At 33.3% G+C, this 25132-nt stretch carries 24 protein-coding genes and 4 pseudogenes; 21 read left to right on the plus strand and 7 right to left on the minus strand.

Going from position 1 to position 25132, the window contains the following annotated elements; genetic code table 11:
* Position 1: 1 nt before the first annotated feature.
* The 9 genes and pseudogenes from TEPIRE1_RS04550 (at position 2) to TEPIRE1_RS04585 (ending at position 7706) form a co-directional block, all read left to right on the plus strand.
* The gene (locus tag TEPIRE1_RS04550) at positions 2-1081 is read left to right on the plus strand and encodes an ABC transporter permease (RefSeq protein ID WP_013777997.1); all 1080 of its coding nucleotides are present in this window, start codon (positions 2-4) and stop codon (positions 1079-1081) included.
* Complete coding sequence (locus tag TEPIRE1_RS04555; RefSeq protein ID WP_013777998.1) at positions 1078-1749, plus strand: hypothetical protein; 672 nt, start codon at positions 1078-1080, stop codon at positions 1747-1749. The genes TEPIRE1_RS04550 and TEPIRE1_RS04555 overlap by 4 nt, the downstream gene beginning before the upstream one ends.
* Positions 1750-1831: 82 nt before the next feature.
* Positions 1832-2191 (plus strand): annotated as a pseudogene (locus TEPIRE1_RS14090) (recombinase family protein); the annotation flags it as partial.
* Between the two features lie 456 nt (positions 2192-2647).
* On the plus strand, positions 2648-4144 hold the full coding sequence (gene lsa(E) / locus TEPIRE1_RS04565; protein ID WP_013777999.1) for an ABC-F type ribosomal protection protein Lsa(E): 1497 nt from the start codon (positions 2648-2650) through the stop codon (positions 4142-4144).
* Positions 4138-4632, plus strand: a complete 495-nt coding sequence (locus tag TEPIRE1_RS04570) for a nucleotidyltransferase domain-containing protein (RefSeq protein ID WP_013778000.1) — start codon at positions 4138-4140, stop codon at positions 4630-4632. The genes lsa(E) and TEPIRE1_RS04570 overlap by 7 nt, the downstream gene beginning before the upstream one ends.
* Before the next feature lie 474 nt (positions 4633-5106).
* Entirely contained in the window at positions 5107-5640 is a 534-nt protein-coding gene (locus tag TEPIRE1_RS04575) for a GNAT family N-acetyltransferase (protein ID WP_015295145.1), read from the plus strand.
* 180 nt (positions 5641-5820) lie between these two features.
* Complete coding sequence (locus TEPIRE1_RS04580; RefSeq protein ID WP_013778002.1) at positions 5821-6372, plus strand: hypothetical protein; 552 nt, start codon at positions 5821-5823, stop codon at positions 6370-6372.
* Between the two features lie 111 nt (positions 6373-6483).
* Complete coding sequence (locus TEPIRE1_RS13645) at positions 6484-6654, plus strand: DUF4177 domain-containing protein (RefSeq protein WP_231848324.1); 171 nt, start codon at positions 6484-6486, stop codon at positions 6652-6654.
* A 284-nt stretch (positions 6655-6938) separates the two neighbouring features.
* Positions 6939-7706 (plus strand): hypothetical protein, encoded by a 768-nt coding sequence (locus TEPIRE1_RS04585; RefSeq protein ID WP_015295146.1) that lies wholly within the window; start codon positions 6939-6941, stop codon positions 7704-7706.
* Between the two features lie 318 nt (positions 7707-8024).
* Here TEPIRE1_RS04585 and TEPIRE1_RS04590 read toward each other — a convergent pair whose 3' ends face one another.
* From TEPIRE1_RS04590 to TEPIRE1_RS04605, 4 genes are read right to left on the minus strand one after another with little or no spacing between them, the layout of a single operon-like run.
* Positions 8025-8609, minus strand: coding sequence for an accessory gene regulator ArgB-like protein (locus TEPIRE1_RS04590; RefSeq protein ID WP_013778004.1), 585 nt, complete (start codon positions 8607-8609; stop codon positions 8025-8027).
* A gap of 19 nt (positions 8610-8628) precedes the next feature.
* Positions 8629-9093: an ATP-binding protein gene (locus tag TEPIRE1_RS04595; protein ID WP_023211414.1), complete on the minus strand. Its 465-nt coding sequence runs from the start codon at positions 9091-9093 to the stop codon at positions 8629-8631.
* Entirely contained in the window at positions 9090-9908 is an 819-nt protein-coding gene (locus TEPIRE1_RS04600) for a hypothetical protein (RefSeq protein ID WP_015295148.1), read from the minus strand. Before TEPIRE1_RS04600 ends, TEPIRE1_RS04595 begins: the two co-directional genes overlap by 4 nt.
* Before the next feature lie 15 nt (positions 9909-9923).
* A complete protein-coding gene (locus tag TEPIRE1_RS04605; protein ID WP_013778005.1) occupies positions 9924-10628 on the minus strand; it encodes a LytR/AlgR family response regulator transcription factor in 705 nt (234 codons plus the stop codon).
* A gap of 269 nt (positions 10629-10897) precedes the next feature.
* On the opposite strand from TEPIRE1_RS04605, the gene TEPIRE1_RS13410 reads away from it, so the two are divergent.
* The 5 genes from TEPIRE1_RS13410 (at position 10898) to TEPIRE1_RS04620 (ending at position 13593) form a co-directional block, all read left to right on the plus strand.
* Positions 10898-11041, plus strand: coding sequence for a cyclic lactone autoinducer peptide (locus TEPIRE1_RS13410; protein ID WP_013778006.1), 144 nt, complete (start codon positions 10898-10900; stop codon positions 11039-11041).
* 107 nt (positions 11042-11148) lie between these two features.
* A complete protein-coding gene (locus TEPIRE1_RS04610) occupies positions 11149-11757 on the plus strand; it encodes a hypothetical protein (protein WP_231848326.1) in 609 nt (202 codons plus the stop codon).
* Positions 11758-12074: 317 nt separating this feature from the next.
* Positions 12075-12461, plus strand: coding sequence for a hypothetical protein (locus tag TEPIRE1_RS04615; RefSeq protein ID WP_013778008.1), 387 nt, complete (start codon positions 12075-12077; stop codon positions 12459-12461).
* A 66-nt stretch (positions 12462-12527) separates the two neighbouring features.
* Positions 12528-12659 carry a cyclic lactone autoinducer peptide gene (locus TEPIRE1_RS13415; RefSeq protein ID WP_013778009.1) on the plus strand — a complete coding sequence of 44 codons (132 nt, stop codon included), beginning with the start codon at positions 12528-12530 and terminating at the stop codon, positions 12657-12659.
* A 115-nt stretch (positions 12660-12774) separates the two neighbouring features.
* Positions 12775-13593: a hypothetical protein gene (locus TEPIRE1_RS04620; RefSeq protein ID WP_013778010.1), complete on the plus strand. Its 819-nt coding sequence runs from the start codon at positions 12775-12777 to the stop codon at positions 13591-13593.
* A 65-nt stretch (positions 13594-13658) separates the two neighbouring features.
* Here the strand turns inward: TEPIRE1_RS04620 and TEPIRE1_RS04625 are convergent, their stop codons facing one another.
* Positions 13659-13883 carry a hypothetical protein gene (locus TEPIRE1_RS04625; protein WP_013778011.1) on the minus strand — a complete coding sequence of 75 codons (225 nt, stop codon included), beginning with the start codon at positions 13881-13883 and terminating at the stop codon, positions 13659-13661.
* 274 nt (positions 13884-14157) lie between these two features.
* On the opposite strand from TEPIRE1_RS04625, the pseudogene TEPIRE1_RS04630 reads away from it, so the two are divergent.
* The 4 genes and pseudogenes from TEPIRE1_RS04630 to TEPIRE1_RS04645 form a co-directional block, all read left to right on the plus strand.
* Positions 14158-14910: pseudogene (locus TEPIRE1_RS04630) on the plus strand (IS256 family transposase); the annotation flags it as partial.
* Positions 14911-15017: 107 nt separating this feature from the next.
* Positions 15018-16499 (plus strand): recombinase family protein, encoded by a 1482-nt coding sequence (locus TEPIRE1_RS04635; protein ID WP_013778013.1) that lies wholly within the window; start codon positions 15018-15020, stop codon positions 16497-16499.
* Positions 16500-16954: 455 nt separating this feature from the next.
* Positions 16955-17518, plus strand: coding sequence for an HD domain-containing protein (locus TEPIRE1_RS04640; RefSeq protein ID WP_013778014.1), 564 nt, complete (start codon positions 16955-16957; stop codon positions 17516-17518).
* 1266 nt (positions 17519-18784) lie between these two features.
* Positions 18785-20278 (plus strand): hypothetical protein, encoded by a 1494-nt coding sequence (locus TEPIRE1_RS04645; RefSeq protein ID WP_013778015.1) that lies wholly within the window; start codon positions 18785-18787, stop codon positions 20276-20278.
* Between the two features lie 488 nt (positions 20279-20766).
* Here the strand turns inward: TEPIRE1_RS04645 and TEPIRE1_RS14095 are convergent.
* Both TEPIRE1_RS14095 and TEPIRE1_RS04655 read right to left on the minus strand, forming a co-directional pair.
* Positions 20767-21595 (minus strand): annotated as a pseudogene (locus TEPIRE1_RS14095) (IS3 family transposase); the annotation flags it as partial.
* A 167-nt stretch (positions 21596-21762) separates the two neighbouring features.
* On the minus strand, positions 21763-23007 hold the full coding sequence (locus tag TEPIRE1_RS04655) for a transposase (RefSeq protein WP_013778017.1): 1245 nt from the start codon (positions 23005-23007) through the stop codon (positions 21763-21765).
* A 201-nt stretch (positions 23008-23208) separates the two neighbouring features.
* On the opposite strand from TEPIRE1_RS04655, the gene TEPIRE1_RS14445 reads away from it, so the two are divergent.
* The 3 genes and pseudogenes from TEPIRE1_RS14445 (at position 23209) to TEPIRE1_RS04660 (ending at position 24893) form a co-directional block, all read left to right on the plus strand.
* Positions 23209-23415 (plus strand): NUDIX domain-containing protein, encoded by a 207-nt coding sequence (locus tag TEPIRE1_RS14445; protein WP_197537081.1) that lies wholly within the window; start codon positions 23209-23211, stop codon positions 23413-23415.
* Between the two features lie 165 nt (positions 23416-23580).
* Positions 23581-23778, plus strand: a pseudogene (locus tag TEPIRE1_RS14450) (IS3-like element ISHahy4 family transposase); the annotation flags it as partial.
* A 419-nt stretch (positions 23779-24197) separates the two neighbouring features.
* On the plus strand, positions 24198-24893 hold the full coding sequence (locus TEPIRE1_RS04660; RefSeq protein ID WP_013778018.1) for a hypothetical protein: 696 nt from the start codon (positions 24198-24200) through the stop codon (positions 24891-24893).
* Positions 24894-25132 lie beyond the last annotated feature (239 nt).

Here is a 25132-nt window from a genome sequence, read left to right on the forward strand (position 1 = left end):
AATGAAGAGCTTTCAATTATTCGGTTTTGAATGTAAAACACAGATTCGTAACATGACATTTTTAATTATACTGGCAATCTTTTCAGTGTTCGCAGTTTCACAGCTCACCGAGATTTTTCATATGCCGGTAAAAAGTGAACAGGATATACAGGCACTAGAACAAAGTGGAGATCGTGATTATATCTTTGTGAAAAATTCCGAGGCCGACCTCGCATCGAATGCCGTTCAGTTTCTTAAGGAAAGAATAGAGGACGGATCTATACCACAGAATTTAGCACCTCAATTTGACAAGGTATTTAAGATGCTCAAAAACGGTATACATAGCTTTGATGATGTTCTGTCAGAGATGCAGAACAACGAAACCGTATCACCGTGGCTTCTAGCTTGCAAAGCTCAATTTGGCCAAAGATTTGGAAGTGTACAAGAAGTTAACCAAATGATACTGTCTGACCTCGGAAATACTGGTTACAGTCCTAAGCTATATGAAAAGTATGTTACCTACATACAAATCATCGCATCTTTGATTATTTTCCCTTTATTCTTATTTCTGTTCACAAGGGATTATCGTCATGGTATGTATGAAATAGTTTATATGCAACCAATCAATTCGAGTAAGTACCTCATATTAAGATATTTGGGTGCGTTCATTCCGCTTATGCTTTATTTATATGGCCTTGGTGTGATATTAAATTTGATAAGTGCTGCACGATTTGCAACAATGGGATACACATATGAATACACATTATTCTTACCTTATTTTATGACTTACATTTTCCCTACTATTTTCTTTTTAAGCTCATTGCTTACGGTGCTTATATTGCTGATAAAGAAAGTAACCGCTGTTTTTCCACTCTATATTATTTTCGTGATTTTGAATGTAACACCTAATGTTTTTGGCCCTAATGGAGGCTGGATAAAAGCAATAAGCCCCATCATTCGGCTTGATGAAGTAACAGGTACTATACAGGCGACCATGGTAAACCGTATTATCTATCTTGTATTAAGTATGGCTTTTCTTGCAGTGGCCTGTAAGATTTATAAACGATTGAAAACTGATTTGAGAAAGGGGATTACAATATGAAATTGCAAGCTAAGCTGTTGTTTTCCCCCGTTAAATGGTTGGTGTGCCTTGCATTTGTATGTATCATACCAATTGCTATGTATGTTCCAACATATTTTGATTTTGTAAATGTATCAACTATCTATCTCCCTTTTGTCGGCATCGTCTTATTTTCAGATATTGCTATTTTGGATAAGGGAAGCAGCACGGAAGAAATTGCTTATTTATCTAGCAGGAAGCCCATAAGAGTGCTTTTGCAAAGATACCTGATTTCACTTTTACTCTTGCTCATATACATTTTATTGGCAAATGGAGTATTTCGTATCATGCAGCAGTTTAGGGGTGAAATGATGATTGAGTCGATCTCGCTGTTTACCTATATCCTTAATGTAGGAGGTGGAAGTTTGCTTATTGGTGCAATGGCTATGACAATCACCGCACTTATAAATAATGTTTATGTAGGATATGGCTTTTCAATCGTGTATTGGGTATATTGGAATATCAACTGTCTAACAGAAGCCTTCATTAACCCTTTTCCGTTTATAGCCAATCCAACATTTTATCAAATGCCGCTTGCGGTCATCTATGGACTTACGCTTTTGATAATCATAATTGCTTGTTTCCTTTCCGGAAAAAGTCCATTTTATCTTAACGATAAAATACGCAAATGGTTTATTGCAAATAAGTAAACGCTATGGTTTGAAGAATAGTACCTGCCAATAAAAAAAACGGTATTTTGGTGTGACTCTCTAAGGTGCCTGGCACCACCCGAATTTAGCTACTGTATTTAATGAAGAAAATGATAATGCCACCAATGATATTGATAGCAAATTGAAAGAATTACAGCAACAGCTTCTTATACAAGCAAAGTCCAAGAATGACTATGAAGATGTGGCTGACGAAATTTACCGCCTTCGGGAGCTGAAGCAAAATGCACTGGTTGAAAATGCAGAGCGAGAAGGAAAAAGGCAACGAATCGATGAAATGACTGATTTCTTGAATGAACAACCCTGCGAGTTGGAGGAATATGATGAGCAGTTAGTAAGGCGGCTTATTGAAAAGGTTACGGTCTACGATGATAAGCTAATTGTTGAATTCAAGTCTGGGATCGAGATAGATATAGAAGGGTAATAAATATTTAGAATTAGAAAGAGAACAGAAGAATTGTATTGATTGTATTGGATTTTTGAAGACAATATGATATAATAAAACAACTTGGAGGTGGAAGAATGTATAACTTTTCTTGCTAATTATTTGATGCATAATAAGATATTAAAAGAAACGGCGATAGAATCGTTTGTTTTGTTATGCAAATTGCAAGAAAGTTAAGTATTCTACACTCAATAATACATTACAGTAGCCTGATATATAACAAAAGGTAATAATAGTATTTGTTTTTGAGCCGTAAGAATTTACTTTCTTGCGGCTTTTAATATTTGTAAAAGAAAGGATGATAAAAGTGATAGACAGCGATACTATGTCATTCATGACAAAATCCATGCAAAGTTGGATAATATTATAGAGTATTTAATGCCGAAAACCGACTTTGCTTATAAGATTTTTATAATGTAAAGGAGGAAGAAATATATGTCTTTAATAAATGTTTCAAATCTAACTTTTTCATATGAAGGAAGTTATGATAATATTTTTGAAAATGTAAGTTTTCAGATAGATACAGATTGGAAACTCGGTTTTATTGGAAGAAACGGACGTGGTAAAACTACTTTCTTAAATCTACTGCTTGGTAAATATGCGTATTCCGGCAATATAAGGTCTACAGTTAAATTTGAATATTTTCCTTATGGTGTGAAAGATAAGAGTCTATATACAATTGAAGTAATGAAGAGTATTTGTACGGAATGTATGGATTGGGAGATTTTTCGTGAAATATCATTGCTTGATGTTCAAGAAGATGCTTTATATCGTCCGTTTAATACACTGTCAAATGGTGAGCAAACAAAAGTCCTTCTTGCAGCTTTATTCCTTACATCGAGTTGTTTCCTGCTTATTGATGAACCTACAAACCATCTTGACATTGATGCGCGTAATGTGGTGCAAAACTACTTGAAACGTAAGAAGGGATTCATTTTGGTATCTCATGATAGAAGCTTACTTGATCAATGCGTTGACCATATACTATCCATCAATAAAACGAGTATTGAAATCCAAAAAGGAAATTTTACTTCTTGGTGGGAAAACAAAACGTTACAAGATAATTTTGAACTGACAGAAAACAAGAAACTCCTTAAAGAAATAGGAAGGTTGTCTAATGCAGCAAAACGCAGTTCAAACTGGTCAGATAAAGTAGAAAAAAGTAAACATGGAACAACAAACTCTGGTTCAAAACTGGATAAGGGTTATGTCGGACATAAGGCTGCAAAAGCGATGAAACGTGCCAAAAATATTGAGTCAAGACAGCAGGAAGCTATTTCGCAAAAATCCGAACTGCTCCACAACATTGAACAATATGACGACTTGAAAATTTCGCCACTTGATTTTCACAAGGAGTGTCTTATAGAAGCAAATGATTTATCATTGTTTTATGGGGATAAAGAAGTATGCAGTGATCTTAATTTCAGAGTCAATATGGGTGATAGAGTTGCCATTATCGGGAAAAATGGGAGTGGTAAGTCTAGTATCCTAAAATTGATTAATGGAGATGATATTAAATTTACCGGAAATTTAATGTTAGCAAGTGGACTAAAAATTTCTTATATTTCGCAAGATACTTCATATTTAATAGGTAATCTATCTGAGTTTGCCTATAATAATAAAATCGATGAAACGCTATTTAAAGCGATTCTTCGTAAACTGGATTTTAATAGAGAACAGTTTGATAAGAACATGGAGGATTTTAGTGCTGGACAGAAAAAGAAAGTACTAATTGCTAAAAGCCTTTGTGAAAGTGCACATTTGTATATATGGGATGAGCCTTTGAACTATATTGATATTTTTTCACGTATTCAAATTGAAAAAATGATTTTGAAATATTGCCCTACACTATTGTTTGTAGAGCATGATGATGCCTTTTGTAATAATATTTATACGAAAAATATTAATTTGAACGGAGGGATTACATGGTAAGTAAAACTGATGCCATTGAGATAATAACATACGCTGAAGAAAATGGAATTAACATATGGATTGATGGCGGTTGGGGAGTAGATGCACTATTAGAAGAAGAAACAAGAGCACACAATGATATTGATTTATTTGTGGAAGAAAGTAATAGTAAAAAGTTTATTGAAATAATAAAAGAAAAAGGCTTTGCGGAAGTTACAGAAGCATATACCACCACATCTCACACAGTTTGGAAGGATACTAAAGGTAGGATAATTGATCTTCATATATTTAAATTCAACGAACAAGGATACATTGTTTTTGAAGGAGAAGCATATCCTCCAAAAGTGTTTAGTGGTATTGGGAAAATAGGCGATAAAAAGGTCAGATGTATTGACGCTGAAAATCAAGTATTATTTCATCTAGGCTATGAGCATGATGAAAATGATATGCATGATGTAAAACTATTGTGCGAGAGATTTGATATTCCTGTTCCGAGTGAATACAAGTAACTAACATATTCTATTTTAAAGCTGAGAGAACATTTAATTTAACTAGACTAAAATAATGAATATGTTCCCGTCTACCGATAGCACCAAAAACACTGTGGATATGTTTCCGAGAACGGGCAAACTCAAATGACATTCATTCTGTCCTCTCGAGCCATGTGGAGAGTATAATTCTGATGACGTATTGTGGTTCAGAGAGCAAAAAATAGAATCCAACCACAACATATATTAGTTTAAGGACGGAATATGGGTCAAAAATCGGTGAAAAAACACCGTTTTTTGACCCATAAAAATAGGCTAAAATATAGATGACATTGGATAATTAGAGTTATGATAGATGATAATTGACAAAATCAGGTTGATAAATAGATGGATGGTTTATATACTATAGATGAACATAAGTAAATTTATGTGACATAAAGGCTATTTGTTTTCATGACTGATAAACAATAATTTGAAAGAGAGAGGGTGAGATATATGAGATTAGAGACTGATAGAACAGTTCTTCGTCATTTTGAAGGGAAGGACTTAGAGGATTTATATGATTATTGTAGTCAAGATGGAGTTGGAGAAATGGCTGGATGGAAGCGTCATAGTAACAGGTTAGTATCAAAAGAAGTATTGCATATAAATATTAATAATAATAATATTTTTGCAATTGAAAATAAAGAAAATGGGAAAGTGATTGGTCATATAGCAGTAAACGACGATTCTGAGAACGGAAGAGAAGATACAAAAGAACTGGGTTTTGTACTGAATTGTGATTACCAGAATCAAGGAATAATGACAGAAGTTATTTATCAGGTTCTGGATTATCTATTTTCTAAAGAAATAGAGTATGTATATGCTTGTTATATTCAAAATAATAAATCGTCTAAACGTTTGATTGAAAAATGTGGTTTTACTCTTGAACAAGAAGGTACATTCTATTCAGAATCGCTTAATGAAACTTTTAAATCATTTGAGTATGTTTATAGTAAAATTGTTTGGCAGTTACAGAAGAAACATTGATAAATTTCAATTTGTAAAGTTGGGTAAAATGAGCATAGCAAAAAGTTAAGTTGATTCACATTCTTTATATAATATGTTGCAATTGTAATAATTTATGTGTAGTCGTAGAAAAATGCGAAGTAAAGATTATTTATATTTGGTGTGAAAAAGATAAAGTAAGCTTTGAAGGAGGATATGGCTATGAAAAAGAAAACAAAATTTATATGGATTCTAATTGCTTCGTTGCTTTTAATAGTAGTGGGGTATATGCGTTATTATCCTATAAAGCATGATACAATTGAATTGCGACATATCATCGAAGATAAGTTTGGTGTAAATACAGAAAGATTCACAAGCATTGGATTAAACAATAAAGATTTCTATTATTTTGTAGTGGCAGGAGATAATATTGCTGTCGTAAGAATGAAAATGGGTGTGTTTAATCGATTTCGATATCAGGGTTTGTCTTATACTGGTGCAAATTTTGTAAACGGAGTTGTAGAGAGCAAGGGAAATAAGTATCTTCTGGTAGGTGGTAAAAATCCAAATCACGAAATCGAAAAAATATCTTTTACCCTCGATAACATTCCATACGAAATAGACCTTGTAAATCCTGGTGATACATTTTTTGAATATATTCAAATTGATAATAAAACTTTTGATGACCATATATTTTTAGACAACACAATCTTATATAACGGTAACGGAGAAGATATTAGTGCTACCATTGACACAAGTAGTGGTGGATTATAAGCAACAATAAATTTAGGATAGCAAAATCTACATCTGTAGTTATTATGCATCATTCAAAAATTTCGTCGTATCGGTAGATAAGAATTCAGTAAATTTTGGGAGGTAGTTATGATGAAAAAGTATGAGTACAAGTTTGTTAAAGAAGGAATAAAAATAGGTTTCGATACTAATAAAAAAATTGAAGAAGCTGAAAATGAGTGGAATGAGCTTGGGAAACAGGGATGGAAGTTTTGTAAAGAAGGTAGTAGAGTAATGATTTTTATAAGAGAAATTAATGAATAAATTGAGCAAGTTATATTCAAGATTTGACGCATTTTTCTTATTTTGTAAAAGTAGGAATTGACATGATATTGATGTATTTTTCAGAGGCTCTGATTGACTAGCAATAAAAAAGTTTAAACAGCCTAAAATCCAAGTGTAATGGGTTTTAAGGCTGTTTTTGTTTGTAAAAATATTTTTTGTTTCTGAGCTATAAGCGTGATTATAAAGTCAGCTCTCTAAAAACTTAAAGCATAGCCCTAAACATTTTAAAAAAGCCTATAAATTTTGATGCTTTTTTATTAAAAATGGAACAGGCAGGTTATTCTATTAAACAAGGAAAACACATTGCCTTTAAAAGCAAAGACCAAAAGAAATTTATCCGGTTACGTTCTCTTGGAGAGAGATATACAGAGGAAGAAATCAAGGCTATTATTTGTGGAGAAAAGCCTATAGTTAATAGAAAAAAAGCAACTGAAAAGTCGCAAATTCATATCAATCTCTTGGTGGATATTCAGGCAAAATTACAAGCAGGAAAAGGTGCTGGCTACGAACGGTGGGCAAAGATTTTTAATCTTAAACAGATGGCACAGACTATCAATTTTTTAACAGAAAATAAACTGCTTTCCTACGAGGAACTAGAGAAAAAAGCACAGACTTCAACCGTAAATTTAAACAAGTTATTGGCTCAAATTAAAGTTATAGAAAAACGTATGACAGAGACATCAAACCTTAAAACTCATATCATCAATTATTCAAAAACTCGTGACATTTATATTGCTTATCATAAGGCAGGATACTCTAAGAAATTCTATGATGAACATGCTACTGATTTAATTTTACACAAAGCTGCAAAGACTGCTTTTGATGAATTAGAGGACAAGAAAATACCTACAGTAAAAGCTCTGCAAAAGGAGTATTCTGAACTGCTTTCTGAAAAGAAAAAAGTTTATGTAAAGTATCATTCCATAAAAAAAGAAATGAAAGACATACTGACTGCAAAGGCAAATGTGGACCGACTTTTAGGCGAGAATATATCGGAGAAAGAAAAGGAAAAATACAAAGAACAAAGGTGATTTCATTATGATTTTTCAGCTCCCAAATAGAGCGTAGCCTCACAATTTATTGTGTGTTCAATGGGGATTGGGGATACTCCCCAACAAGCAGATTTAGCAAAAATACCGTAAGGGAATTTTATGCGAAATCGCAAGGTGTGTACCACCTTGCCCTGCTTGCCACAATAATCGAGAATCTATTAAAAGCCCTTAAGATTAAGCCATTTTGTCAAGAAAATTCCTGATAAGTTTTTACATAAAGAGTCAAAAGTTAATTATCAATATCTACATTCATTGTTTTGAGTAACTGTATGATATATAAACTTTAATGATAGGACTCTAACAAGTCGATTTTTGAGTTGCCATATTTTTTAACTTACCTAAAATAAGCATGACTGCTAAAGCCATTATAGCTACGGCAATGCAGTATGCAGTTTCAAATTTTCCAACCATTATCAAAATTATTGTAATGCATAGCAATGAGAGAGAACTCCATCTGCTTCGTCTTTTATAAACAACCTGCTCTATTTTGTCTAAAGGTTTATTTTCATCTTCAACAGGAGCGAGCAAGAAAACAATACAGGTGGCTACTACGGCAACAGAAATTCCGTAGACAGCATTCCAAGGAAACCAGTATAGTAGCCCAAGGACAGCCAACAATAACAGTATAGAAAAAATATAGCAATTTCGCTGAGTTCTTGCATGATAACCTCCAGCTACTGGCCGCAAAACTCCATAGGCCAGCATAAAAATCAAACTCTGCCACAACATGTGACACAGCAATCCGATGATGACTACCGTAATAAAGTTAATAATTAAAATAGTTCCTTGCCAAAAGCCATAAGCATACAGCTCTCGATCCTCGGATTTTATAATATTCCAAACCACAAGTTTATTTGTAAGTAAATTTGCAAAATGTTTCATTGTTCCCTCCTCAGTGTTATTATTTGCAGAGATAAAGCAATACCTTTACTGTAAATTTGTTGGAATCATGTAAAATCTGTATTGCTCCATCATAGTTTTTCAAGGCTGCCTCAACGCTCTTTAAACCTAACCCATGATTTTCCTTGTCGGTTTTATAAGAAATAAAATGGCCATCTACCTTTTTCAATTTTCCATCATAGGAATTATTAATTTCAATTATCAGACGCCCTTTTGTATACTTTAATTTTATATCAATCCATCGGTCATCAATATTTGAAACTGCTTCTATTGCATTATCAAGAAGATTTCCGAGAATAACAGCTATATCAAATGTTTTCAGAGATAACTCCTCTGGGATTAGAATATCGGTGGAGACTAAGATATTTAGGTTTTTAGATGAATTCAATTTGAAGTTAATGATACTGTCTATAGTGTTGTTTCCACTGTTTACATACTCTTGATTCACGCCATAGAAAGAAGTCAAGTCAGCTCTGAAAGTTGCTTTAATAGTTCCTCGGATTGCCCAGCTTGTGCTAATCCATATAATGGCGAGAGTTTGTTTTTTAAATCATGCCGCAACATCCGTATGCTCTCAAGAGACTTTTTCATTATCTGAACTTGATGCTCATAAAAACGGCTTTGCTCTTGTGCTAATCTTTGCTCCATTTGATTGACAAGCAAAGAAGAAATCTCATCATACAGAAAAAAGGTCAGAATATTGATTGCCAAAGCACTTCCCATACAAATCAATAACATAGTATGTGAAACACTTGAAGAACTTAAAATAGAAAAAAGCAAAACAACTGTTCCTGAAGGTACAGCCAGCAAACTTAACCAATACACATTAGGCATAGGAACTTCATACTTTACATTTTTGAAACCTTGAACCAATAGAACTAAGGCAAGGGATGCAATTCGAATCACTATGATACCAAATTCTGATTCATAGGGAAACGGCTTCATAAGATTTAATTTGAGATAGCTTGTCAAAAAAGCAAATAATGTCTCGACAATCATGAGGGTGAAATAGATGACAGCTACCGTAAGTATGGATTTTTTCAAATTTCCATCATACATCAGTGTTAAAAGAAATAAAAGCAACAGATTTGCTACCATAACAATGAGTGGGATTTGTAAGAAAATATGGGTTGCCGTAATGACAAGAAAATACCCTATATATGCCATGAATTCAATCGATTGATTAACTTTTCTATCCGAATAAAAGATATGCATATATTTGTATAGAACATACGCCATAAACAAATTACCTAATATATAAATCACACAATAACTTTCCAAATTTGTATCCTCCTGTTAAATCTCATTAATTTGCAAGTTTCGGAACTCTTGCCGTTTTGTTCGGCCAATGGGTAGTGTTACATCGTTAGACATAACTACCTCCGAATACCGCAATATAGCCACATGATTATAGTTAATCAAAAAAGATCGGTGGATGCGTAAAAATTGATACCCTGCAACCTTTAATTCAATATCCTCTAATTTTCCATAAAATACATCTTCGCAACTTGTCGTTACAATTTTTATTTCCCTGTTTTGGCTCTCAAAATAAATAATGTCGTTAACTGGGATCTTATAAAAATCATGTAATTTTTGATATTGAAAAGATTCATTGATCTTTTTTGCTCGTTCCATCGCTAATTTCAAATCATCTATAACAGTTGATGCCTGTATGGGTTTTGGTATAAAATGTAGTGGCTGAACATCAAAGAGCTGGCGATCATAGCCGTCCTTACCTGATATATACACAATTTCTGTGGCATAATCTTTCATTACTTTCCTAATTTGGAATCCAACCTCTACACCATTTGTTACTCCCATTTCTATATCTAAGTAAACTAAATCATAAGAATTTCCCTGTGCCAAATATGAAAGCAGACTTTCTCCTGAAAAAAATACATCTATTTCGACTTTTATGCAATTTTTATTTGAATAATCTAAAAGAATGTTCTCAATTTGGCTACATATTTTTTTATCGTCATCGCAAATTGCTATATTCATTTTTCCATCCTCCTTGATACATAGTACATATCAAATTATACGCTATTATACCTTAAATTCATCATCATAACCAGATAATGTAATGAAAGGTATATCTCAATGTAATTAACGGTGTAATTGTCGTTTACTACATATGCATGTACATTTCGTTACATCGTTCTGTTAGAAAAGGAAATTTCTGTTAGAATATGGACAAGTAAATAGCTTGAAAGGATGCTATTTTAAATTAACTCACTATAAAATGTGACTATGAAAAGTAGGAATTTATTATGAAGAAACTGTTGATTAGAATTGGGACATCCCTGGCAAGCTTGGCGTTGATGGTTACGGCACTAAATGTAAACACAGCATGTATGCTTTTTGTACATCAGCCTAAATTGCCTGATAATGCAGGAAAGTTACGCAAATTTTAGAAAACACATATATGTATGGACAAAAATAACATTTATTTAACTAAGGAGGTATATTTATTATGAAAAAATTCACAGCTTTATTACTTTCTTGCATTATGGTACTTTCCATGTCTTCGACGGCATTTGCTATCGAAACCGAACCGATGAGCCAAGAAGAAATTAGGGCAAAAATAGTTGAAATTGTTGCAACTTCAACATCTACGGATGAAAGGGATGAGCTATTAAGCAATTTTTTAGAGGAAAACCCATTGGCTCCTGTTACAAGGTCAGGAGAAAGAGTCCAAAGAAGTAGCCAGTCTGAGGCAACTCCATCTACCGAAGTCTCTACGTTGGAGTTGGTTGACTCAGTAGCTGTAGACGAAAACACCGAAATTGACTTTTACTCCACTGGTGATTTTGGAATCAAGGAAGTAGAGGATTTGGGATATGTAGGAAAAGCCGCTCGTGCTAGTTCTTACACAAACACTTATCGAACTTCATACACTATTAAAAATCTATTTGGTGGTAAAATTGTTGAGACATACGTAAAGGGCTACTTTAAATATGACGGTAATAACACTCCAACTGCGTATCTTGAGGATGCTGGTTATTCGAAAGGAACGTTAATTTTTGGGACTGCTCCTCTTGGGACGATGGAACGGGAACTAAAGCATCAGACAAGACCGCTTATTGCTATGCAGATGCATACTACGATTGGACACTCGATGTTTCTTTAGGTGGTAGCGTAGGTGGCGATATAGATGGCGGAGTCGAAGGTGAAATTTCTGGAGAGATTAGCGACGGTCTTACCATACAAGACTGCAATGTGTACTTAAAATTAATTTGCAGCAAATCTGGCAGTGTTTCTGCAACTGTTTCACTTGAAGATTAAGCTACTTATTCGGTACAGGCACGGCTGACTGCTGTGTCTGTACTGTTTGAATTCGTATTCAACCACTGGCTCTGCCGGTAATATACTTTTTTGGGGTCATTCAAGCCTCTGGCAAGCAGAAGCTTTTGATTGCTGAATACAAAAAACGAGGAGGTGAATTAAATGGTAAATATTTTTATTGGTTTTTTGATTCTTATAGCCTTCATTACAGGAATCGTCCTACTACAAATCTTTCTCTCAAAGAAAGAAAGCAAATGGCCAGGCTTGATATTACCTATAGTTTGTCTGTTGATTTCCATCATTGCTGTTTTTAATATTGCATCCTTTACATCGGCAACAAAAATTGACGAGGAAGTCATAGATAGGAATGGAACTGTTATACAGGAAATTATACCGGAAGTTATTACGCAGGGAGATCAAAGCACGCCTTCACTGGTCTTTACTATTATGAGTGTCTTTCTTCTTTACAATATCCCTACTGCTATTTTGCTGGGAATTTATTACATATACAGAGGCAAGAGGTGCCAAAAGAAAGAAATCGAAAAATGAAAGCTTAGGATCTGCAATAGTATCTATCAGATTATTATATGCGAGTTCTAGTTTATGAAGTAACTGTTGATTAAAATTAGGACATCTCTGGCAAGTCTGGAGTTGATGGTTACGGCACTAAATGTAAACACAGCATGTATGCTTTTTGTACATCAGCCTAAATTACCTGATAATGCAGGAAAGTTACGCAAATTCTAAAAATAACCTGCATGGGAAACAACAATAAATCTTTTTAAGAAAGGGGTGTCTCCAATGGGTTAGCTTATTAAAGATACTCACTTTACTCATTATAAAATTAAAAGGAGGATTTGAAATGAAGAAGTTTTTATCAATTATTCTTTGCTTAACTATGGCTTTCTCACTTTCGGCTACCGCTTTTGCGACTGACCAACCTGCGGAAAGAACTGTCACTAACGAGTATGAAGCTATACTTCTTTTGCAAGAAAGCTCCCCCAGCGAATTATCTGCACAAGGATACTCAGAATCAGAAATTAGCACAATTCAAAATGCGGATAACTTGTTCGATGAACACATTGCTCTTTTGGCAACTCTGCCTGACACCAGCTTGAAAAATGCTGGGTATACAAATGAGCAGATTGTCGGCATTAAATCCTATAATGCCGATACCGCTACTACCAACGACAAAGTACGCCTGTCTGCTCAATGCACAACCACTTCATACATTGACAATTACACAGGCACAACAGGACGAGTTACCAGTAATTTTTCTTGGGACGGTATTCCTGCTTTCAAGATGACTGATATTCTTATCACAGCTTGGAATAACTGGCAAATTACAGGAAAAACGGCAAATGTTAAATATACTCATATTTACGGCTCTCAACCCTCTTTTTGGCAAGCTCCTACCTATCAAACTCCCGATAGCGGAATGACTTCTTATGGTAGTGGTTACAGGTATTCAGCTGCATTACAAGACAATTATTATTATGCAAGCGAAGGATATAGCATTTTTGTACTCTCCAGACAATCAAGTTCGCATTTGGAAACGATTGCTCGTGTAAGTCATCAGCAGGGTGTAGCCAGCCTGTCCTTCTCTATTTCCAGTGGCTTTGATATTGGACTTTCTTTAGGTCGTACACTTCTTGGCGATGGACACTATGAAAGACCGTAATCATAGTGCAATAATACAATAAGAACAAGAAAAAGCCGGGACTCCCGGCTTTTTCTTGTTCTTATTTATTTATCTTTTAAGTTTTCTTTCAGCTCTCTTATTTCACTAATGACTATCTGTGTTGCTCCTACTATTATTCCCGTTAATACAATAGCTGCTCCGTAGAGAGGATATATATAGCTCTGTTCTGTTCCTCCTCCAAGCAATGAAGTAAACACTATACTTACAATTCCACCTCCACCGACCATAAATATTGCCATTAACAACATTGCAATTATTGCTTTTTTCATACTGTTCTCCTTTCTATTTTCCAAAAATCTTGTTCCAAAGCCATTGTTTTCGCTCCGGCTCTGCCGGGGGTGGAGCTTGCTGCTCATTCAGCGGTTTGCCACTGATCGGCGGCCAACTCTGTGCATTGTCCCGACGCGAAGTGCCTGTGCTGCCTTTTACGATAGAGTAATGCTTTTCGACTCTACTATGCATTACTATAACACAAGACCATACAGCCCATCAAGCTTGCCCTATACTTGTATATTGATTGTGAAGGTCAAAACATTACATTGGATAGGCTACAATAAATACGACTACCGTAATAAGGAAACGGACAACAGCCGCAATGGGTATTCCAAGAAAACCGTACAGGGCAGCCTTGGCGAACTGGAGATTCAAGTACCGCGTGACCGGCAGGGAGAATTTGAGCCGCAGCTGGTCAAGAAGCATCAGACGGACGTGTCAGCCATTGAAGACAAGGTCATTTTTCTGTATTCCCAAGGAGTTTCCACCCGTGATATCCAAAAGACCATGCGTGAGATGTATGGCATAGAAGTGGACGATAGCCGGGTCAGTAAGATTACGGACAAGCTGCTGCCGGTCATCCGCGAGTGGCAGGAACGCCCCCTGCAGAGCGTGTATGCCATGGTGATATTGGATGCCGTGCACTACAGTGTCCGTGAAAACGGAATTGTCACAAAAAAGGCGGCATATGTAGCCATTGGCACGGATTTAGAGGGCAAAAAGGACGCTCTGGGCATCAAGAGCTGGCGAGTGAATTGGCCGCAGCTTTCTACCATGTTTAAGTATCCGCCGGAAATCCGCACTCTTATTTATACCACCAACGCCATCGAGAATTTCAACCGGCAGCTGCGCAAGGTGACAAAGACGAAGAGCGCCTTCGTTTCTGACGATGCCCTCATGAAAATTCTCTATTTAGCGACCATGAACATTATTGAGAAATGGACCATGCCGATTCGAAATTGGGCCACCATCTTGGACCATCTTATGATCTATTTCGGTGACAGGGTAGACATCAGAATCTAATTGCATTTCCCTGACTTCGGACTTTACACAAAATCTTACGCACTACCGGCAACCCTTTTTTCTTTGTTTTCTTTGAAAATCGACATTTTAAGGGTTATTCTATAAAAATGTTTCATATTTTTTTAAGTCCCTACTTGACACAAGGTGATGACGGAAAATCAGCAACCAATACAAAAAAGAGAGATGATTTTAATGCCATGATCGAAGATTGTATGGCTGGGAAAATAGATATGGTTATAACAAAATCTGTCAGCAGATTTGCAAGAAATACAGTAGATTCTTTACAAACTATAAGGAAACTAAAAGAAAATAATATAGCCATATTTTTTGAAAAGGAGGGTGTTAATACCTCAGAAAGTACAGGAGAATTACTTATTACTATCTTAAGCAGCCAAGCCCAAGAGGAAAGCCGAAACCTAAGTGAAAATACAAAATGGGGCATTGTAAGAAGATACGAAAATGGAATCATCTCAGTTAACCATAAAAAATTTATGGGGTACACCAAAGATAAAAAAAGTGGTGAACTGGTCATATTACCTGAACAAGCAGAGATAGTAAGACGTATTTTTAGGATGTACTTAGAAGGCAACAGTATACTAGAGATAACCAGAGCCTTAGAGGCAGATAAAATTAAAACGGTTACAGGGAAAGATAAATGGTATACCGGTGTGATTGAAAAAATGTTAGCCAATGAAAAATATATGGGAGATGCCTTAATGCAGAAGACCTACACTGTAGATTTTCTGACAAAGAAACGAGTGAAGAACAACGGAATCGTACCACAATATTATATCGAAGATAATCATGAGGCCATTATACCAAAGGAATTATTTTATAAAGTACAGGAAGAAAAGGCAAGAAGAGCCAGCCTGAATAAATCAGCAATTACAAGAAAAGCAAATAAATTAAAGAAAGAAAAAAGCAAATTCAGCTCAAAATATGCATTAACAGAAATCTTGGTATGTGCCGAATGCGGACATCCATATCGCAGACAGACATGGTCAAAATATGGACAAAAAAGTGCAGTGTGGAGATGTGAGAATAGGCTAAAGAATGGTACAAAAGCAAGTTGCAAGCACTCACCTACATTAAAAGAAGAACCACTGCATAATACCATAATGACAGCCATTAATAATGTAGTAGAAAACAATGGAGATTTTATAGGGGCATTCAGAGAAAATGTCATCAGAGTCATAGGGGGTTATTCCACAAAAGATATTCCTACAAAATATGATGAGCAGATTGAATCGCTGCAAAAAGAAATGCTAACATTAATTGAAGAAAACGCAAAACAAGGATCTGTAGCAGAAGATTTCGACGATACATATAAAAGGATATCAGATCAGATAAACGAGCTTAAACAAGCAAAATTAAAGCTTGTTAGGGAAAAGAAACAGGCAGATAGATACGAACAGCAACTAAAGGAAATAGACAGTACATTAAAGATAGTAAGACCACAGGTAAGAGAGTTTGATGAGGATTTAGTAAGAAGATTAATAAAGATCATCAAAGTGAATAAGGGTGAAAAGCTGGAGATACAGTTCGAATCAGGTATAACCATGGAACAGATGGTAGATTATTATGATTAGTAATATGAGGAGCAGTAGATAGGTTAATAAGTATTTCACTCCTCTTATTATAACAAGAACCTGCTAAGATTAAAATCAAAATCATCAGTGAAATCGAGTATTTAGTGTAGGAAGATTTACATTTAATTTATGTTAAGAGATTAAAGTACCATAGAAAAAATAATGTTTACTAATATTATCTTGAAAAAGAACATTTGAGGGTATACAATTATACTAGATTACAGATATTATCTGTTACTGTATTCAGTTAGTTGGTCCCACAATGAATTTTAAAGAATGATATATATTAGTATAATACTTTGCAGGGAACTGCCCAGCAAAGTATCCCTTACAATATAGTCATGCACATAGTAGTGGCGTACCTTTGGTTGCCCATATAAATGTTATGACTCAGTGAACTATGTGAAACATGGATTATTTCAAAATAATTAGTAAACAGAAATGGGAGAGAAAAGATGAGAGATGATATTATAAAATATCTGGGTGCTGAAGTGAAAAGAAGATGTGAATTGCCAGATAATTTTTTTGGCATGGGTTGCTTTTATCATATTGAAGCGGTAGTGAAAAACTCTGAATTGCTTGCAGATAAATATAATGCAGATAAAGAAGTTGTAATTATAGCTGCTTGGTTGCATGATATTGCTTCAGTAACAGATTATAACCTATATAAACAACATCATATTTATGGAGCAGAAATGGCAAATGATATTTTGCAACAGCTAGGGTATGATAGGAATAAAATTAAACTTGTTGAACAATGCATAAAAAACCATAGAGGCAGTATAAGTAATAATAGAAAAACTGTGGAAGAGTTATGTGTAGCTGATGCAGATGCAATTTCACATTTTGATAATATACCAAGTTTATTGTACTTAACTTATGTGAAAAGAAAAATGGGGATTGATGAAGGAAAGATGTTCGTGAGGAATAAATTAGAAAGGAGTTTCCAAAAACTTTCATCGGAAAGTAAGGGATATTATTTGGATAAATATGAACAAACAATTAGAATTTTGGTATAGACTCTTTAAAATTCAAACTGATTAGATTAATTGATATGCTAATTTGAAGGTGATATAATAGGGTGGGATTGAATTAAATAAGAAAGAACTAATGACATTTTAATTTGAGTAAGACTTTTTATTGATTAATTTTCTGATATTCGGGAAGATGTTAATAATTAATTGAAGTAGTTTAATCTTATTCTTAATTGTGAGAATAGGAATTAAGAATGAGATTATTGTTATACACCTCATATTAATTATAATTGAAATAATCTTTTTGAATTACATGAAAACTTTTATCTGAAATCGTATTATGTTTGTAGAAGTAGTACAGAAAGTTGAAAATCTGATGTAAGTTTTACTAATACTGAACTGTTTCAATGCGGTGGTATAGGTAGTGGGATTCTTCGAGACCTAAGAATTAAGCGATTTAAAAATAGCTACACACGAGTATTGGCGCCTAATTTAGATATTTAGAAACAAAATAAAAAAGTGGGAAAAGTTTACTCAAAATTAACAAGTTTCAATTGATGGGACTATAAGTATACTATTATTAAAATTATATTTGACGGAGTTGTCGAATATATTTGAGAAGATCAACTAAAGCTTGATATGAATTAGTGAAAAAAATACTCTCTTAAAAGCAATTATAAAAAGAAGCAATTTCTGTATCGGAAATTATTACAACTTTCAATATTACGAAGAATATTCTATATAATGATTGCATTTATGACCCAATTTTTCGGTGAGCTCTTAGAAACATATAATCTAAGCGCTAGTGATAGAAACTAGGAAAGTCTCTATTAGTAGTTTTAAAAAATGACCCATTATATCGCTATGAAAAGCTTTAAGAAAAATGCAAATTGTAATGAACAGAGCCTTCAAATAAATAAGTATTTGAGGGTTTTGTTGCTTACAATTTTAATAAATGCTTGAATGTATTGTCAAATTAGCAAGATAATGCTTGCCTAAACATATTGAATAATATAATGCAAGAATTAAAAAATTAAAAAACTGTGGGAGAATTGACTGAACTTCAAAAATATACCCTTTTCACCAAGGGGGTACTAGATACTCACGACATCATTATTGTACTCTCAAGGCATGTGGAGTCGGTTATTAGGATTAAAAAACAATAGAATATAATAATATCAATAGTTAAGCCATTGAGTGTATAGATGACATTTGGTGGCTTTTGTATTTGGAAATATATCTACTTGAATTTTAAAATATTAATGATAAAGTAAAAATATTATAAAATTAATTAGTGTATAGGAGGTAATTATGAATATTTTTTCAACAAGAGAAACAGCTATTATTATTTGGGCAATTGTTATTATTATTGTTATGTTGCTTAATAAGGAGATTAGAAAATCTGTTGGAAATATTGTTAAAATGATATTTTTAACAAAAATTATTCAGCCGTTTATAGGAATAATGATATATTTAAGTATAATTTTATTATCTTTTTTTAAGTTGGGATTAGTTAGATATATAAATTTAAAAGAAGTCCTGTTATGGGTTTTATTCTCAGGAGTACCTTTATGTTATGGTGTTGTTAATAAGGAACCGAATAAGGATTACATTGAAGAAATTATTAAGGATAATATTAAGTTTATAATTTTGCTAGAATTTATCATAAGTACCTTTACATTTCCATTAAAGATAGAATTAATAATAGTCCCAGTATTTACTTTTTTATTTCTATTAGAGATTGTATCTGATATGAAGGAAGAATATAAAGATGTTAATAAACTCATTTCATATATTTTGTCAATTTCAGGATTTATTATATTATACAAATCATTTTCTATAGCAGTAAAAAACTATACAGAACTAAATTATATAGAATCATTAATTAGTATTTCTACTCCTATAATATTATCAATTTTATATATTCCGCTTATATTTATATTTGGTATTATTTTTAACTATAATAATATATTTTATAGATTACAAATAAAATTAAAATATAAATATATAAAATTAAAATCGGGAAGATTTCAAAAATATGATTATAAAGTAGAAAAAGTTGAGGATATATCAAATGGATTAGCAAAGCGAAAATCTATTATGTTGATATTAAAAGAAAAATATGAGTATAAAGATATAGAAAATATTTGCATGGAACAATTTGATTTGTATAATTATAAAAATGATGTGGTATGGGTATATGTCGCTACCAGTAAAGAAAGTTATATAATATCAAACTGGATAGTACAATCTCAATGGATAAATCCCAAATTAGATAGTAGATGGAGACCAGGAGAGATAAATGGAGTCAACAGAAATGGTATTTTATTTAGATATAATGATTCAAGCTATGAAACTGAAAACTATCATAAAGTAAATACTTTTAAAGAGAATAAGTTTCTTTTAATAAATAATTTTAAATTATATGATGAAATTTCGGGGAAAGTAGATATGTTGTTAAATTTGTTTAAAAATGGTAATTATAAAGATTTTTTTAAGTTATGTAGAAGGTATGAAAGTGATATTAGTAAGATATATTTTAAATATGGCAACATAGGGATTTCAAAAGATATTGATTTTGAAGAGTATTTACAAGAATTTCAAAATTATATAACATCTGTAAGCAATATTATATTGTATGCACTGGATGAATCAAGAGAAGTTAATAATAAGAAATACTTAATAAATATGATAATCAGAGACTTACATAATATAATCCCTAAAGTAGAAGATGGAAAAAGTTATTGGATGAACAAGTTTAATATAACTGTAGATGAATATGAACAAGCTGTATTTATAGAATAAGGATTAAAATAATCACATTGCATAGGAACAGCTTTTATAAGTATTACTAAAATTATTAAAAATTTAAGAATTAATAAAGAATATGAAGAAGAGTTAAGCATATTAATAATAAAATAATGGAATCAACAGAGCAGGGGCACATCCTAAGTAGAGCAGTATTGAAAGGGTATATTGACTCTTCTATTTTTATAGAAAGATAAGCTATAAAGAAGAAGAGTAATCAAATGCTAGATAATAATGGAGTTGAAAAATAAAATATAAATACCTTAGATGGCTCAGGAGAACCGGTCTGGTCCCCTATCTCTGGACAATATCTTTGTATTTCTCATAAAATCGTACTTTTGCATTAACTTTAATAATTTTTTAAAGCTTAAAGATTATGCTGTAAAAGGTTTGACCTTAACTTTATCATCTATAAATGCTGCATAAAACTTATGCGGTGGCATGAATTTTATACTGCCATGTCTTTTGCGCTCGTTATAGTATTTCATGTAGTCTGTTACTACGGAATAGGCATTCATAAAACTTTCAAACTCGTTTTGACTGTAGCATTCATCCTCGAAAATTGAATGAAAAGATTCTATGTGAGCATTCATGTTTGGAGTTTTTATGGGAATTCTCTCATGTATGACGCCTAATTCCTTTACTGTTTCTTCAAAAAGATTGGAAGTAAATTGCGGACCGTTATCCGTTCTTATTTTAGGAAGTATCATACCTTGTATTGTTCTCTGGGGCTTTAGTATATTTAGCCCTTTACAAAGCCTATAAACCTTTTTACGGTTTATTAGCAAATTATATTCTTCTTTGAGGCAAATGGTAAGCTTATTGTAGCCATAAGGGAAACCGTCACAACATATTAGTTCGTTCAGCCATTCTTTGATTTGTTCATCAGATATCTTTTTACCGATTTTAGTTAAAGAGTATCCCGGACTTTCCTTTCTCCTACATTTTTGCAAGGAACAGATGAATTATTTTCTTCTTGTTTGCTTTTTTCTCTTGATAAATTAGCATAATATGTGGATGAAGATAGCCCGACAAAGTCCAGTATAAGAGATGCTCTATAGCCTTTACTGATCCACTTTTTAGCTATTTCAACTTTGTCGGCTACTGAGGGTTTATTCTATCCCTCAAATCCTAGAGCACTGCAAGCTCAAGCTCTTTTTCGCCTAATAGTTTCTTAAGTGTATTATTTTCTTTGCTTATAGCTTCTAATCTGTTCTCTACCTCACGGATACGCTTTGTTTCGTTTCTAGGTAATGGATCTACGGAACCTCTTTTTTGAGCTTTCCTAATCCAATTATGAATATCACTAGATGAAAAGGTGCCAGGGAAGGCTCTGAAAAACTAAGGTTTAAAAAGTGTTTTTGCATAAATATAAATATAATTTAAAGCTTAAATTTTTATAATGAGGCTTCTCTTATAAAAATATACAAAAAAATGCCCACATTAGGGCTAAAACGTTACGTTATTAGTGATTTCCCGTTTTAAGGCTTAGCTAAACCATAGGCCTTTCTGTCATAAAGCAGATTGACCATCCTAATTATATTGCTCGCAATATTTGCTAATGTAATATGAATCTTTGCCCCAGTTAAAGTAAGATATCTACATCTTCTAATACCATGATTTAATACTTGAGTTGCAAAGCGTCTTTCAATTTTATATCTTTTGTTCAAAGCAGTTTTGAATTGTTCTGTTTGGTTATGTTTTTTATCCCTTATCATTACATCGTATCTTAAAGGTACAGTTATTTTCTTTATCGCATTTCTTTTTAGTTCATTTTTAGAATAACACTTAGGTCTTAAAGGGCATGTTTCACATATATTTCTGTCAAATTTGAAGTAAAGTTGGTCTTTAGATTGTGATACATTTTTGGTAATTATTCCGTTGGGACATTCAACACTACTTAAATCTGTGGATATTTTGAAATCGTGTAATGTGTACTTTTCAAATTTCTTGCTAGGTTCCTTGTAAAAGTCTATATTGCATGTGATATCGTTGTCTTTCAGATATATACGATTATCATAGGTTCCATATACTTTATCGGCTGTAATTTCTTCGGGAACTATGTTATGCTCTTTTTTTATCTTTTCTAAAAGCGGTATTAACTGTTTTTCATCACCTACGTTAAAGGGAGTCTGAATAGAACCTAGAATTATTTCGCTTTCTTCATCAATGATGATATTGTTTTTATATCCCCGTTTTATATTTCCTGGGGATTTATGGGCAATTCTTGCATCAGGGTCTACTGTGCTTACTATTTTATCTTTAGATTTTTCTAAGTATTGATGAATAATATCCCACAACAGTCCAAACGCTTTTATGTATTGTTTATTTTCTTGAAGTTCATCATATGTATGGAGATAAAGATGTTCTGCATGTTCTTTTGCTATTTGAGCAAAAGTTTTAACTTTGACTTTCTGGCTTTTTTCACGTTCTTTATCTAGTGCTTCCTCAAAGTCTTTTAAAATTTGCTTTGAAAGGTCATTGTTAAATTTAGACGTTTCTTTTATGGTTTTTCTAAAGGCTTGACAAATCAGTTTTTTGTCAGATGGAAAGTTTGCATTTGCTGCAACGTCTGTTGAGTCTATGATTAAATGTTTGTTTTTTACCAAGTTTTCTTCTATACACTTTTCTAATATTTTATTGAAAAATTCCTCAAAAGTTTTATCTTTTAGTCTAATAGCTCTAAAGTAGCTAATTGTAGTATCATCGGGGACTTTATCGTACAACGTAAAGGTGCCTGGCACCGCCCGAATTTTGTCGAAACTCAGATAAGGAGAACTGACCTTTTGGGATTGGTTCTTCTTTTTTCATGCGTATTAGTTTTACTTAGTATAATATGTTAAACTGAAAAAAATCTGCTTGAACATTGATTCAGACTTTTCATATTATGGTCTAATATTATTAGATGATTCTTTCGTTGTGGGAAAATTGAAGTTAACGAAACCCCTCAAGATTGCCTTGTTAGAGAGCTTAAAGAGGAGCTTAATATAAATGTTTCTATCAGCAAATTTTGTAATGAGGTAACCCACGATTACGGTAATATGAACATTAATCTAATTGCATATTATTGCACTATAGTTGATGGAAAAATTCGGGTATCTGTTCATGATAAGTACACAAGTGGGTTAAAATAAATGATTTACTAAAATACGACCTTTTACCAACAGATGTTCTGATAGATAAAAAGGTGAAGGAGGAATCTCTATAGCCCCCTAACCAACTTGGACAAAACAATTGTATATGCTAATATAAAAACATGGGGCTGAACTTAAATGACAAAAAAATAATATACCAATGAATTTAAAGAACAACTAATCAAAGAATGCCAGAAAACTTATAATGTAGCCTTAGTGGCTCGTAGACATAATATCTCACCCAATAAAAGAGGCTCCGTAAATCCATTACCGAAAAGCGAAGCAAAGCGCATCCAGGAGATAGAAAATAGATTAGAGGCCATAAGCAAAGAAAACAATACAATACACTTAAGAAACTATTAGGCGAAAAAGAACTTGAGCTTGCAGTATTGCAAGACTGGAGGGATAGAATAAACTCTCAGTAGCCGACAAAGTTGAAATAGCTTTAAAGTGGATAAGTATAGTTTATAGAGCATCTCTTATACTGGTCTTTGTCGGGTTATCTTCGTCCACATATTATGCTAATTTATCAAGAGAAAAAAGCGAACGAGAAGAAAATGATTCATCTGTTCCTTGCAAAAATGTAGGAGGAAGGAAAGTCCGGGATACTCTTTAACCAAAACCGGTGAAAAGATATCTGATGAACAAATTAAAGCTAGGTCGGGTGTTGGGGGTGGGAAAGGGAGTAATAAAAAATGTTCTCAAACAAGACAGATGAAACGTCCCCATGTCTCTGCAGGAAGTTATTATCATAACATTATGAATATGGAGGGTGAACTATTATGGAGCAGGATAAAATCTGCCAGAATTGTAGCAGCTTTTTTCAAGACAGTAGAGATTTCAATACAGATTTTGGGGTATGCATGAATGATGAGGCATTTGAACCTTTTCTAGATGAAATAATAGGAAATGATGATTTTTCAAACTGTCACGATATGTACCGGAAAAAGCGGTTTGGTGGAGGAAAAGAAGCTTGCAGTCAATATGAAGAACCTGAAATCATCGAAATTCCTGATGATGAGGATGTTAATACTTATATTCTTTTTGAGAAAATGAAACATCAAAACGTCGATGAAATTATCAAATATTTATACAACTCGAATAACGAGATCGTCAATAAGGCGATATCGTCGATTTCAACGTATGTACGTATTGGAAACAAGGACGCATATGAAGGTTTGATAAATTATTATATGAGTTTGGATTCGGCAGTGAGCCTTGAGGATGTTTACATAAGGATGAACATAGTGGATTCTCTTTCTACAAAGGAATCAGAGCAAAATACTATAGAAGCATATGTGAATGAGCTTGTCAGGACACCATCTAATAACACGACACGGCAACTATACTCGTTAATACTGAAGCGTTTAGGTAAATGTCCCGAGGAGATGATCCAGGAACCGCTTCTACAATTGCTTGAGAAAAGGCAATATAGCTATAAAATGAGGAAAAGGATTATGGAGATTGTGGGGATATAAGAAAATTGTAATTGAAAATGTATGAACTAAAAATAGAATTGAGGTGTATATGTATTACATACAGTGATGCACTTTGGCAGGAAGCTAAAAGGAAGTGTAGATTAAACAATGAGGATATTAAAATAGCTAAAGAGCTTGGTTTAAATTAGGCATTGTCAACGGAGTTGGTGACAATAAATTTGCACATGATGTGTTGATTAATCGTGAGCAGATGGCAGCTATGCTAAATCCCATTACGT

It is taken from the genome of Tepidanaerobacter acetatoxydans Re1 (assembly GCF_000328765.2).
Classification (GTDB): domain Bacteria; phylum Bacillota; class Thermosediminibacteria; order Thermosediminibacterales; family Tepidanaerobacteraceae; genus Tepidanaerobacter; species Tepidanaerobacter acetatoxydans.

Excerpts from the sequence above, each read along its gene's own strand:
- TEPIRE1_RS04550 (WP_013777997.1), top strand. The coding sequence starts at position 2 with ATGAAGAGCTTTCAATTATTCGGTTTTGAATGTAAAACACAGATTCGT.
- TEPIRE1_RS04555 (WP_013777998.1), top strand. The coding sequence starts at position 1,078 with ATGAAATTGCAAGCTAAGCTGTTGTTTTCCCCCGTTAAATGGTTGGTG.
- TEPIRE1_RS04570 (WP_013778000.1), top strand. The coding sequence starts at position 4,138 with ATGGTAAGTAAAACTGATGCCATTGAGATAATAACATACGCTGAAGAA.
- TEPIRE1_RS04575 (WP_015295145.1), top strand. The coding sequence starts at position 5,107 with ATGAGATTAGAGACTGATAGAACAGTTCTTCGTCATTTTGAAGGGAAG.
- TEPIRE1_RS04580 (WP_013778002.1), top strand. The coding sequence starts at position 5,821 with ATGAAAAAGAAAACAAAATTTATATGGATTCTAATTGCTTCGTTGCTT.
- TEPIRE1_RS13645 (WP_231848324.1), top strand. The coding sequence starts at position 6,484 with ATGAAAAAGTATGAGTACAAGTTTGTTAAAGAAGGAATAAAAATAGGT.
- TEPIRE1_RS04585 (WP_015295146.1), top strand. The coding sequence starts at position 6,939 with ATGGAACAGGCAGGTTATTCTATTAAACAAGGAAAACACATTGCCTTT.
- TEPIRE1_RS04590 (WP_013778004.1), bottom strand. The coding sequence starts at position 8,609 with ATGAAACATTTTGCAAATTTACTTACAAATAAACTTGTGGTTTGGAAT.
- TEPIRE1_RS04605 (WP_013778005.1), bottom strand. The coding sequence starts at position 10,628 with ATGAATATAGCAATTTGCGATGACGATAAAAAAATATGTAGCCAAATT.
- TEPIRE1_RS13410 (WP_013778006.1), top strand. The coding sequence starts at position 10,898 with ATGAAGAAACTGTTGATTAGAATTGGGACATCCCTGGCAAGCTTGGCG.
- TEPIRE1_RS04610 (WP_231848326.1), top strand. The coding sequence starts at position 11,149 with ATGTCTTCGACGGCATTTGCTATCGAAACCGAACCGATGAGCCAAGAA.
- TEPIRE1_RS04615 (WP_013778008.1), top strand. The coding sequence starts at position 12,075 with ATGGTAAATATTTTTATTGGTTTTTTGATTCTTATAGCCTTCATTACA.
- TEPIRE1_RS04620 (WP_013778010.1), top strand. The coding sequence starts at position 12,775 with ATGAAGAAGTTTTTATCAATTATTCTTTGCTTAACTATGGCTTTCTCA.
- TEPIRE1_RS04625 (WP_013778011.1), bottom strand. The coding sequence starts at position 13,883 with ATGAAAAAAGCAATAATTGCAATGTTGTTAATGGCAATATTTATGGTC.
- TEPIRE1_RS04635 (WP_013778013.1), top strand. The coding sequence starts at position 15,018 with ATGTTTCATATTTTTTTAAGTCCCTACTTGACACAAGGTGATGACGGA.
- TEPIRE1_RS04640 (WP_013778014.1), top strand. The coding sequence starts at position 16,955 with ATGAGAGATGATATTATAAAATATCTGGGTGCTGAAGTGAAAAGAAGA.
- TEPIRE1_RS04645 (WP_013778015.1), top strand. The coding sequence starts at position 18,785 with ATGAATATTTTTTCAACAAGAGAAACAGCTATTATTATTTGGGCAATT.
- TEPIRE1_RS04660 (WP_013778018.1), top strand. The coding sequence starts at position 24,198 with ATGGAGCAGGATAAAATCTGCCAGAATTGTAGCAGCTTTTTTCAAGAC.